This is a genomic window from Microbulbifer maximicatervae (SeqCode) (assembly GCF_052467305.1).
Map to the genome: position 1 here is coordinate 4,146,537 of NZ_CP174306.1, position 12,144 is coordinate 4,158,680.

Annotated in this window: 11 protein-coding genes; 2 read left to right on the forward strand and 9 right to left on the reverse strand. The window is 54.2% G+C overall.

Going from position 1 to position 12,144, the window contains the following annotated elements; translation table 11 throughout:
- Positions 1-6: 6 nt before the first annotated feature.
- From ACJJI4_RS18080 to ACJJI4_RS18120, 9 genes are all read right to left on the reverse strand, one after another.
- Positions 7-936, reverse strand: coding sequence for an SDR family oxidoreductase (locus ACJJI4_RS18080; protein ID WP_413663457.1), 930 nt, complete (start codon positions 934-936; stop codon positions 7-9).
- 23 nt (positions 937-959) lie between these two features.
- Positions 960-1,334 (reverse strand): VOC family protein, encoded by a 375-nt coding sequence (locus ACJJI4_RS18085; protein WP_108734658.1) that lies wholly within the window; start codon positions 1,332-1,334, stop codon positions 960-962.
- Positions 1,335-1,389: 55 nt separating this feature from the next.
- Entirely contained in the window at positions 1,390-1,758 is a 369-nt protein-coding gene (locus ACJJI4_RS18090; RefSeq protein ID WP_108734659.1) for a DUF2750 domain-containing protein, read from the reverse strand.
- A gap of 61 nt (positions 1,759-1,819) precedes the next feature.
- Positions 1,820-3,181 (reverse strand): 23S rRNA (uracil(1939)-C(5))-methyltransferase RlmD, encoded by a 1,362-nt coding sequence (rlmD, locus tag ACJJI4_RS18095; RefSeq protein WP_444926021.1) that lies wholly within the window; start codon positions 3,179-3,181, stop codon positions 1,820-1,822.
- A gap of 41 nt (positions 3,182-3,222) precedes the next feature.
- The gene (locus ACJJI4_RS18100; RefSeq protein ID WP_444926022.1) at positions 3,223-3,930 is read right to left on the reverse strand and encodes a M48 family metallopeptidase; all 708 of its coding nucleotides are present in this window, start codon (positions 3,928-3,930) and stop codon (positions 3,223-3,225) included.
- Positions 3,931-3,963: 33 nt separating this feature from the next.
- Entirely contained in the window at positions 3,964-4,392 is a 429-nt protein-coding gene (locus ACJJI4_RS18105; protein WP_444892114.1) for a hotdog fold thioesterase, read from the reverse strand.
- Positions 4,393-4,474: 82 nt separating this feature from the next.
- Entirely contained in the window at positions 4,475-5,089 is a 615-nt protein-coding gene (locus ACJJI4_RS18110; protein ID WP_108734663.1) for a DUF2799 domain-containing protein, read from the reverse strand.
- A 55-nt stretch (positions 5,090-5,144) separates the two neighbouring features.
- Positions 5,145-5,795: an MBL fold metallo-hydrolase gene (locus ACJJI4_RS18115; RefSeq protein WP_444926023.1), complete on the reverse strand. Its 651-nt coding sequence runs from the start codon at positions 5,793-5,795 to the stop codon at positions 5,145-5,147.
- A gap of 50 nt (positions 5,796-5,845) precedes the next feature.
- Entirely contained in the window at positions 5,846-6,739 is an 894-nt protein-coding gene (locus ACJJI4_RS18120; RefSeq protein WP_444926024.1) for a hypothetical protein, read from the reverse strand.
- Between the two features lie 434 nt (positions 6,740-7,173).
- Between ACJJI4_RS18120 and malT the strand changes: the two genes are divergently transcribed.
- Entirely contained in the window at positions 7,174-9,888 is a 2,715-nt protein-coding gene (malT, locus tag ACJJI4_RS18125; RefSeq protein WP_444926025.1) for an HTH-type transcriptional regulator MalT, read from the forward strand.
- A 209-nt stretch (positions 9,889-10,097) separates the two neighbouring features.
- Positions 10,098-11,741: an alpha-amylase family glycosyl hydrolase gene (locus ACJJI4_RS18130; protein ID WP_444926026.1), complete on the forward strand. Its 1,644-nt coding sequence runs from the start codon at positions 10,098-10,100 to the stop codon at positions 11,739-11,741.
- The last annotated feature ends 403 nt before the right edge of the window (positions 11,742-12,144 follow it).

The window sequence follows — 12,144 nt, forward strand, 5'->3', positions numbered from 1 at the left end:
CAATTCTCAGCTTTTGTGAGCGAGGCGATTTAATTTAAATCTCCGCATTAAAAACCAGTCCCTAAAACTGCGCGGCAGCCAGCGGGCCATCCAGGGCAACAGGCTGCTGCGGTTGCCAATACGCACCAAAGGACGAGCGCGTTTTCGCAGCAGCTCACGCACCAATTTTTTAGCCAGCGTGCTTGCCAATGTAGCATTCTGTTGGGACTCCTGGGCTCGGGCCCTAACCGCCTCTTCCTGACGTTTATACAGGGAGTCCGGCGGCAAAAGACCGCGCAGGGATGTCTCAGCGTGGCGACCAAATTCCGATGCGATCGCACCGGGTTGCACCGTCATTACCCGAATGCCAAAGGGTTTTAGTTCAAGTCGCAAAACATCAGAAATGGAGTGTAGGGCCGCTTTAGAAGCACAATAGGCACCGGAGAAAGGTGTAGGCATTACCCCGGAAACCGAGCCGATATTACACACAATTCCGCCCTGCTCCGAACGCATTAAAGGTACACAGGCTCTAATCAAAGCGAGAGGGGCAAATACATTGGTTCGGAACTGCTTTTCCAGTGCTCGCGTGTCCAGTTCCAGCAGCGGCCCCATCTGACCGTAACCGGCGTTATTGACCAAAATATCGAGCCGCCCGTATGCCGCTTTTACTGCGTGAACCACTCGATTGATATCCGCCTGGGAATTCACATCCAAGGCCTCTGTGGCAATTCCCAGGTCCGCCAGCTCTTGTAAACTTTCCGGGCGGCGCGCCGTGGCAATCACTATGGTTCCCCGGCGATGTAGCGCCAAAGCCAGCTCCCGCCCAATACCGCTTGAGCAGCCGGTAATTAAAGCCACTCGATCCGGAACCACATAACCCCGCCCAATTTGCGCAAGGCTTTCCGCAGCAAAACTTCGATTGGGGGAACGAAATCTGGAAATGGGCGGCTTATCCACAGGAACTGCTCCGTTTAATGGTCCTATCTCTCAATGGGCGTTTGCAGGTACTCAATCAATCCGAAAACATTGCCATAGGGGTCGAGAAAGCTCGCCATCAGCACACGTCCAGAAACTTCCTCTATATCCGTGTGCTGCCGCACCCCCATAGTACCGAGTCGCTCAATCTGCGCGGCCAAATCCAAAACCTGCCAGTAAGCAACTACACCATCGGCCCGGCTGATCGCACTGCGCGCATCGGCATTTAATCCGAGCTCGCAATCACCAATACTAAATGCCGCATAGCTATCGCTTTCATAGCTGGGTTTCTGTTCGAGTACCTGCGTATACCAAGCCACAGCCTCGGTAATGTTGGCAACTCCGTAGACTGTTTTGCGCAAGCCAAGAATCTGCCCCATTTGAGACACCCCGTTGAGTAATTTTTATCCACTGGGTGGGGCACTATGGCGCAGTTTATTGCAGCTCTTGCTCCAACTGCTCCAGTAGGTCCAGGGGCTCCACCTCAACCCCTTCCAGTTCGGCGTTCCAGTTTATCCCCACCAATAAGACATCTTCATGCATGCCGGTGAGCCAGTCATCCATAAATTCTTCCAGGTCAATTGCCACTGCCTCATAGTCAGCCCAGTCTCCTTCGCAGTGGTCTTGTGCAAATTCTCTTTGCGACCAAAAGGGCATAACCTCGGTATCGGCCCGCTTTTCAGACTCACAAAGTGCAAAGCCCTCCTCACCCTGCAGGGCCCAGACGCAGCCCTGGCCTACAGCTTCAGGCAAAAAGCGCGCGCAATTATCTTCAAAATTATCGGTTAGGGTTTCGCTTTGCATAACAACTTCGCTTAAACGGTTTTACCGCAGTTTACGTTAGTTTTCCCGGTCTCAATAGGCCCTAAATTCTGTCGAATACTGCCATCGACTCAACATGATCGGTATGGGGAAACATATCCATGACACCCGCCTTACTCAAGCGGTACCCCAACTTCACCAATTCACCGGCATCCCGGGCCAGGGTGGCCGGGTTACAGGAGACGTAGACGATCCTGCTGGCAGAAAATCGCGCCAATCCGCGCACAGCCTCCAGAGCGCCGTCCCTCGGTGGGTCCAACAGGATTTTATCGAAACCTGCTTCAGCCCAAGGCGCACCTGCCATTTTTTCGTTTAGGTCGGCAGAATAAAAGTGCACATTGTGTAATTGGTTCAAAGCGGCATTATCTTCGCCCCGTTGAGTTAAAGCACCGACACCTTCGACTCCGATCACTTCCGCTGCACGACGCGCCAATGGCAGGGTAAAATTCCCCAGCCCACAAAATAAATCCAATACGCGCTCAGAGGGTTGCGGATCGAGCAACTCAACGGCTCGACTCACCATCTGCCGATTTATCGCAAAATTAACCTGCACAAAATCCTGCGGTTTAAATCTCAGCGTCAGGTCAAATTCCGGCAACTGATAACTTAGATAAGCGGCCCCTTCTATCGGCCAGATTCTCTCCAGTGAAGCATCACTGCCACCTTGTATATACAGGTGTATACCAGTGCTTTTAGCAAATGCTAACCAGAGCGCCAAGTCCTTATCTGACAGGGGCTTTAAATGGCGGAGCACCAGAGCTGTCACATCATCTCCAACCGCCACTTCCAGATGAGAAAAGTTTGCCCGGCCTTCACTTTCACCAACAAGTTTTTTAAGCGACCCTAAATGTTCGGCAATTTTTGTATGCAGTACCGGGCACTCATCAATATCTACCAAATCATTGCTGTGCTTTTTTCGAAAACCAAAAAGCAGCTCACCACCCTGGGACTTTTTTAATTTGCGAATGCCGATACGGGCCTTGCGCCGATAACCATAGGGATCAGCGGTTAACGGCGGCAGTATTTCTTCGGGTTCAATTCCACCGAAGCGCGACAACTGATCCAAAAGAATTTTTTGCTTTTCAATAATTTGTGCCGATGGCTCCAGGTGCTGTACCGAACAGCCTCCGCATGAATCCACATAGGCGCACTGCGGTGCGCACCGATCCGTTGAAGGCGATATGACGTCCTCAACAATTCCCTCATCAAAGCGGCCGCGCCGTGCGGTATAGAGGAATTTAACCTGCTCTCCCGGTAAGGCACTATCAATAAACACCGTTTTGCCACCTACCCGGGCAATACCGCGCATATCGTGACTAAATTTTTCTATTGTTGCTTCAGCGCGGCTCGGCAAGTTTTTTTTAACTGGCTTGCGGCCAGTAATAAAACGGGGCTTCTTACTCATAATTAATTGGGAGAATTCAGTACAACTAAAGAATAGAAAAGTTACAAGGTCAGACAGTGACCGTTATCGCGCAACCAGCGGCGCAACTCTTTAAATCTGGGGCACACACTTTGGACCAAATCCCAGAAAGCGCGGCTGTGGTTATGGTGTTGCAAATGGCAGACTTCGTGAGCCACCAGGTAATCCACTATAGGTTCAGGAGCGAGACAAACAAGCCAGTTAAACTGCAGCTCACCGCGAATACTACAGTGACCCCACTTGCTTTTGGTACGACGAACTTTTACTGATGAAATACTTAACCCCAGCTGCTCGGCCAACACATGGGATTTTTGCGTTAACAATGCCAATGCTTCCCGCTGGTAAAGGCGTTGTAAAGCAGTTTGCAGCTGCGTGTCATCGGGCTGGAGATAGCGGGTATAAAGCCCGATAGCGCCATCGCCAATACCGGCACTTTTACTGCTTGTCGCACGCTGTAAGGGAAGCTGCTGTCCCAGCCAGGGAAAACTCTCACCAAAAGCGTACTGATATTGCGGCACCTGCGCAGCGCGCCGGTCGGCTGCGAGTAACTGCGCTCTCACCCACTGGATATTTTCCTGCAGGAATTCATGCCCATAACGGGCTGCACAACGCTGTGGAATTCGCACTTCCACACCACCGGAAGACAGTACCAGTCCCAGACGCTTGCGCCGGTTCGAACGCACCAAGCGATAGGGAATATCTTCAAAAATAAAATCCTGGGCCTGTTTCAAGCGGGATCTCCACTCGCAACCCAGGAGCTAATACTAGGCACCATGAGCTACAACAGCCATGGTAATGCGAGAAATACAACTGAGTTTACCATTGGGCGCATAGATCAGAATTTCCCACACCTGGCTGCTGCGCCCAATATGCACGGGTTTCGCACGACCGCGAACCTCTCCCTCAGGGACAGGGCGCAGGTGATTGGCGTTAACCTCCTGACCGACACAATAAAATTTATCGGTATCCACTAATAGGTTGGCACCTATGGAACCCAGCGTCTCCGACAATACGACATTGGCACCACCATGCAAAATACCGAAGGGCTGGCGAGTGCGATGGTCTACGGGCAAGGTCCCTTCCAGGTAATCATCGCCAATTTCCGTAATTTCCATTCCCAGGTAGCCGGGCATGCATTGGGATATTCCCTGGTTCAGTTCTTCCAGTGAAGGATCTAAATGCCAAATTGCCATTACAATAAATCTCTTGTGCGTGTGATACCGGGGCATTAACCCGGACTTCTTTACTTCAATCTAGGACCAATAAATTTTTTACTTACCAATAAAATAATCTGGCAGAAAAAAATCCGGGGGGATAATAGCCGGGCGTTAAATGAGTGGGGCCAAACAAGCCATAACGAAACAACTCCATATCCAACATCCGCAGCTCCCAGCGAAGGCGGCTGCGCTGCAAGTACAATGCCTGGGCCTGGGCTTCACTATCAGTGTTCCGATAGGCGTAATGCAGGGAGAGCAACTCGCGCTCTAAATTATCCCGGCGCCACAAAAGGCGCTGGTAATGCTGCTCTATGCGGTATTCGGCGAGACCGCGCTCGTAATTCTGTAAAAACAAATCAGCAGTAGGGCCAGTGCAAACTCCTTGGTAATTACGTCCCCTACGCCCCTGATGATAGCCATTTTCCGCAGTGCAGTAAGTCTCTATACCCTCTTCATGGCCCTGCAGCCATGCATCGCTATCCACATGCATGTCGTAGCTGTCACACTCTTGGGCAATATCGTACACCAGCGACTGTGAGCGACCGCGAGCGCCGTCTTGCAGGCCCCGCTCATACCAGAGCCCCGCGCGGCACTCCTCTTCGGAAATTACTGCGCAGCCGCTTAACCCCAGCACCAGCAAAACGAGAAAAAGACGTATTTTTCCTGCAAACATAAAATGGGACTCCCGGCGCTGTACTTCCCGCCTGTTATTGGAATCCAGGTATCACTTAACCAAAGCGCTTGTCGGCGACAAAAGGATTGGTTTGGCGCTCCTGGCCAAAAGTGGACATGGGGCCATGCCCCGGTACAAATTGAACCTCATCACCCAGCGGCCATAGGCGCTCTTTGATAGAGCGAATTAGGGTATCGTGATCTCCCTGGGGGAAGTCCGTACGTCCGATCGAACCGGCAAACAAAACATCTCCCACCAGAGCCAACTGGCTGGGGCGGTGGAAGAAAATCACATGGCCGGGGGTATGGCCCGGGCAGTGGTGCACCTCCAGTTCCTGATCCCCTACAGTAACCGTATCTCCCTGCTCCAACCAGCGGTCTGGAGTAAATACTTCGACAGCGGGGAAACCAAACATCTGCGCCTGCATGGGCAACTGCTGAATCCAGAAATCATCGCCTTTATGCGGCCCTTCTATCGGCAGCTGGAGCTGCTTGGACAACGCCGCAGTGCCGCCTACATGGTCCAGGTGGCCGTGGGTCAGCAAGATTTTCTCCAGCTTGAGACCGCGCTCCTCCACCGCCGCCAGAATCTTATCGAGATCGCCACCGGGGTCGACAACAGCCGCGCACTTACTGTCTTCACACCACAGCAGCGAGCAGTTTTGCTGGAAAGGAGTAACCGGAACCAGGTGATATTGCAGCGACATAAGAAAGCGGCCCTTCATCTTTTACAGGAGACTGTTGAGGTAATTGGGGATTATACCGCGAGAGCCTGCTGAGAGGGTTGTGGGTGCCGATGAGCGGGCTTATTCACCGTCTTGAGCAGGGAGCGCACATCCTCTATCAGCTGCTCAACAACTATCGGGTTCCGCCAGTAATCCTCAGGGGGCGAGGGAAAAGCCACTGAACTCAAAGCGCCGTGATCACTCAGCGAACAAGTCTCATAATCACGGCACACCGCCTGGTTATAGGAGGGGCTCAGGGGTTTGAGGGGCCAGCCAAACAGGTCATTGGGGTGATAAAAATTCTTCCAGCGAAAATTGTATCCCCGGGTATTGGAGGTGACCGCCTGAATTTGCTCCCGGGGTCGATCGGAACACCACAGGGGCATTGTCGGCCCCAGGGTGTACCAATGGCTCAGGGTCTTGAGGCGCAAAAACCTCTCACGCGCCGACCCTTTGTGTACCCCTGCCGGACCACCATCACGCCAAACACCGCAACTGACATTGGGGCGTTGGGCATCCCAGAGGTAATTAGATAGGTTGATACAACCCACCGAATGGCTGATCAATATCACCGGGGCCCGCTCATCAACTTGATCAGCGGCCTTGGCCAGCGCCGCATAGATCTCGCGCTGGGTCTTTTCGTAGTTGCTATCCCGGCGATCCACATTGCCGGACTGCGCCGCCGTCTGCGACATTCCCAGGAGTAAATATTTTCGTGCACGCAGGAAGTCCAGCTCGCGCTTCTGCATACTCTCAAAGGTGCGTTCGATATTGCTCTGGAAGTGCTCCAGGCCGGGTAATTCAGCGCAGTAGAGACGCGACCACTCCTCCCCAAGCTCGGTTTCCAATGCCGAAAACAGTGGCTTTGCAAACGTGTTATCCACAGCCCCCATACCCGCAGCAGCAAGGATTACGATATCCGCCATGGCTTCCTCTTCTTATTATTCTATCGGCGCCTTCGCAGCGCTCGGCTTTTTTAAATGAATGAACATTGATGAAAACCCGCACAAGGGGCATTCTCACTGCCAAAGAAAAATCGAAAAAATACTGAAAATGGCGCGAGGGGAAGCTGCACAGTCATGCATCCCTTTACGAGCCGGTGTGGATACATCACAGTAAATATGAACTAACGTACCCACTAGTGAGCCGCAGAAACTGCATTGCGACGGGTTGAGATGACCGATTTAACCCGAATAGTAATATACTGCCCAAAGCTAAACCGGCGCCACTCCAATTTGCCACCCAAGAGGCGGAATCACCAGAAAGCTGGCCTATTACAGTGCTGTAACAATACCCGGGTCCTGGTGCATAATAGTGGCTGTACAAAAATCAAACATTTATAACAATCCCTCCCGCAGCGATGCTTTTAACTTCCAAATACAGCCTGCCGGATTGCCCCGAGCACGCCCTATCGCGCCCGCGCCTGCTGTCGGTTCTGAACCAATGCCACAGCGATCAACTGCTGTTGGTGACGGCTCCTGCGGGATACGGCAAGACCACGCTGGTTACCTCCTGGGCCTCACAGCAGGACAACCCGGTCGCCTGGTATACGCTGGATGCCAGTGATAATGAACCGAGTCAATTTTGCCGCTACCTGGTGGAAAGTGTGCACAGGGCGACCGGCAATGGTGTCCCCCAGACTCACCAGTTGTTGTCCGCGCCCCAGCGCCCGGACCCCTCAACCCTGGTGAGCCACCTGCTGTCGGAACTGCGGGGCCTGCCCAGCGAACTGCGCATCGTGCTGGATGACTACCACCAGATCGACAACCAGCAGGTGCATGACACTACCCGCTTTTTGTTGCGCCACGCCCCCGCCGGTGTCGGTATTGTTCTCACCAGTCGCAGCCAACCGCCCCTGGGTCTGGCCACCCTGCGAGTTCAAGGGCGATTACTGGAATTGGGCAGTAATGAGCTGGCCCTCAACATTGAGGAAATCGCCACCCTGCTCAAGCAGCGCCTACCGTTTAATCTCGACGGCGACCGCGCAGCCCAACTGCATCACCTCAGTGAGGGCTGGCCCCCCGCCGTACAGCTATTTACTTTATCTGTGCGCGACAGCAACGAAGTGGATCGCTATCTGGCAGAACTGGAGCAGGGCCACAGTCATATTCTCGACTACCTGGCTGAGGAAGTGCTGGAACGGCTGGAGCCCCAACTGCGCCAGCTCCTCTCCTGCACATCCATCCTCACCCGGGTTAACGCCCAGCTGGCGGAGCGCCTTACCGGTCGGCAAGATGGTCAACAGTTGCTGGAAGAAGCCGCGCGCCGCGGGTTATTCCTGCAGGCGCTGGATTCAAGTCGCCAGTGGTTCCGCTTCCACCCAGTCTTCGCCCGCTTCCTGCAGCGGCAAATCAATGACCGCAAACACTTGCTGCAACTGCACAGCACTGCCTGTGATACCTGGCAAGAATTAGACCAGCCAGTGGAGGCCCTGCGCCACGCTCTGGCCGGGGGCGACCGCGAGCGGTTAAAGCAACTGCTCAACGATCGGGGGGAACAGCTTCTGCGCGCGGGGCAATCGCGCCTGCTGCGGGACTGCCTCGACTGGCTCGGTGACGAAGCCCTGCAACACAGCGCCCGCTTTACCCTCCTGTCCGCCAAAATGGCGCGGGAGAATTTTGAATACGACCTGTGCGAGAAAAACCTGGCGGCCTCCGAAAGCTGGCTGCAGCGGGAGGACCCGGCACAGTGGCGCGACTTTGAGGGCGCCTTTGCCACCATGCGCGCCCAGGTGGCCATTGCCCGAGGGCAGACACTGCAAGCCAAGGAGTATGCCGAAGAAGCTTTGGCCCTACTCCGCGCAGACCAGCTAGGCGAAAGAATCTCCGCTCTGCTGGTCACCGGTGAGACCAGCTTCTGCCTGGGTGCCTTGCAAGAGGCCAACCGCTATATGCAGGAAGTTGAAGCCCTGGCGATCGCCGAACGGGATATCCCCAGCGCCGCCTGGGCCATCTGCCAACAGACAGAGATCGCCTTTGCCCAGGGCCTGCTGAAGAAAGCGTCCACGCTGCAGGAGAAGGTGCAGACCCTGGTGCAGAAAAATCACCTGTCCACACTGCCCATCTCGGAATTTGTGTGCCGGCTGCGCGGCCAGCTGCAATGGGAGTCCGGCGATCTGGAAGGTGCCGAGCAATCCGCTCGCCGAGGTATGCAAATCAACCGCCGGGTCGGCGAGCACTGGCTGCTGCCGGAGTACACCCTGCTGTTAAAAATCGCCCAGGCCCGAGGAGAGAAAGAGGAGTCCCTGGAGTGGCTGGAGCGTATCGAGCGCCTGCTCACTGACGGACGCTACCACCGAGACTGGATCGCCAACGCCGATGCCACCCGCATCCGCACCTGGCGCGCCCTGGGCAATCAGCAGGCCATCGCAAGCTGGTTGGAACAGGCTACTCCCGTCGCCGACAGGCCCAGCAATCACTTTGAACAGTGCCACGGGCGCAACCATGTGCGCGCGATGATTGAGCTGCACCACTGGTCCGATGCCAATCGCCTGTTGAGCCGCCTGAAGCAAGTCGCCAACGAGTGCGGCCTGGAAACAGATCGCCTGCGTAACCGGGTGCTGGAATCTCACCTGCTGTGGCTGCGCGAGCAATACCCCCAGTCTGTAGAGGCTATTAGTGAAGCCCTGCTTCTCTCCCACGAACGGGATTTTCGCGCCAGCTTCCTGCAGATCGGCAAACCTTTAATCGTTATCCTGAAAGCCGCCCTGGAAAATGGCCTGGGAGAGGCGGAGTCCAGCAAAGCCCAACAACTGATCAAAGCAGCACAACAGCAGCCAGAGCTGGACGGTGGTATTCGCATCGAACTGGATGACACCATTATCCGCGAGATACTGGCCAGCGATGCCGTGCCGGACTTCCTGCGCCACTCCCCCCTCACCCCAAGGGAATGGCAGGTACTCAATGCGATTCATTCGGGGCTGTCGAACGAGAAAATCGCCCGTCACTTTAAGGTGGCGCCGAGCACCATCAAGACCCATATTCGCAGCCTCTACCAAAAGCTGGACGTCAAGGATCGCCAGGAGGCCATCGCCCTGGCCGAGCAAATGCTTCGCTCAGTCCAGGACAAGCCTTAAACAGTCCTGCTCCAGCGGCACAGGGACGTGCCGCTATGCTCCTCATCCCCCGCCCGCCGATACCAAGCCACCCCAGGCCGGTCACCCTTTACCTCCCTCTCCCCCCTCGCCGGGGAGGAGGAAGCCCGCCAATGACTGCTCCATACTCACCCTATCCTTTAAAGGTGGACTATCTCCACATTTCAAATAATGAAACAAGGCAGTAATCCATGAGCGGCAACAGCTATGAGTGGTGGCGCAATAGCGTTATTTATCAGATTTACCCACGCAGCTTCTGCGACGCCAACGGAGATGGCATCGGTGATATTCCCGGAATTACGCAAAAACTGGATTATGTAAAATCCCTCGGCGTAGACGCCATCTGGATTTCACCCTTTTTTAAATCGCCGATGGTGGATTTTGGCTATGACGTTGCCGACTACCGCGATGTAGACCCTATTTTTGGCAACCTGGAAGATTTCGACCGGATGATCGAAGCGGCCCACGAGCGCGGCCTGAAAGTGATTATCGACCAAATCCTCAGCCACACCTCAGACCAGCACCCCTGGTTCCAGCAGAGCCGCGCCAACCGCGACAACCCCAAAGCGGACTGGTATGTCTGGGTTGATCCCCAAGAAGATGGCACCCCTCCCAACAATTGGGTCTCCGTATTCGGAGGAGGCTCCTGGCGCTGGTGTACCCGCCGCCGCCAGTACTATTTAGCCAACTTCCTCAAAGAGCAGCCGGACCTGAATGTGCACAACCCGGAAGTCCAGGAGCAGTTGCTGGCCGATATGAAGTTCTGGCTCGATCGCGGTGTAGATGGTTTCCGACTTGATGCGGTCAACTTTATTTTCCATCAGAAGGCCCTGAGCAATAACCCGGCTCGCCCGCTCAAGCTCGACGAGAAAGGCCTGCCGCCAGTCAATCACTACGACTACCAGTGGCACCAGAATGATAAATCCCAGCCGGAAAACCTGGTGTTTCTCCAGCGGGTAAGACAGTTAATGGATCAATATCCCGGCACTGTGACCGTAGGTGAAGTTGGCGACGACAATACCCATAAAATCATGGCCGAGTACACCACGGAAAAACGTCTGCACATGGCCTATTCCTTCGATCTATTGACCGAGGACTGCAGTGCGGGCTTCCTGCGCGAAACCCTGGAAAAAAACCGCGACGTAATCGACAAGGGCTGGCCCTGCTGGTCGATCAGCAATCACGATGTACCCCGCTCAATAACCCGCTGGAACAAAGGCTTTAGCGACGACCAAGCCGATACCAGAGCCCCATTATTCCTGCTGATGCAATTGGCACTGCGCGGCAGTGTCTGCCTCTACCAAGGAGAAGAACTGGGCCTGCCGGAAGCGGAAATTGCCTATGAAGACCTGGTAGACCCCTACGGCATTAATCTGTGGCCGGAATTCAAAGGCCGCGATGGCTGCCGCACACCGATGCCCTGGACCAATACCAGCGACGACAACGCGGGCTTTTCCATAGCAAAACCCTGGCTACCTGTCTCTGGGGAGCACCAGCAACGAGCGGTAGAGGTTCAGCAGGACGCCCAGCGCTCCATGCTCAACCGCTTCCGCGCACTGATCGAATGGCACCGGGAACTACCCCAGTCGCTCGCGACAGCCGAGCAGGAAGTGATCGACACCGGCAGTGATTTATTTGCTTTTGTACGGCGCAGTGACAGCGAAGAAATGCTGGTTGTTCTCAACCTTGGGCAAACCAATGGCACCCTGGAATTACCTGCCGAGTTCTCCGGTGCGGACAATATTACCCCGGCACTATTTTCCGGCAATGCGGAAGGAAATAGCTTAGAGCTAGCTGCCGCAGACGCCTGTGTGCTGCTGCGTAAAAAAGCCTGATTGATTAGCAATATTTAAAAGATGCCCAGCTCATATTCGAGCCTGGGCATCGAGTAAGAATTACAGTCTCTCTGCAACGTCTCTTCCTTTCGACGTCTGCTTTCCCGCCGGCACAATGCCGGCTTTTTTCTCCTTAACTCCAGCACTTCATCATCTATAACCTGCAATATAAAAAAACCAGATAAAGATATCCGGTGTGGCTCCCCTCTCAAGGTAAGTCTTCGCTATTGGAAATAACCAAATACAAGGCCAAAATCATCAACTAATGAAAAATACCAACCCATCGAGTTAAGAATCCTTCAGTCTCAATTTAAAGCACTACCACTGGAGAGTCACGTCATATGATTTTTCAAATTAAAAATTGAAAAAATCAAAACGTTTATATAAAACCGATAATAGGACT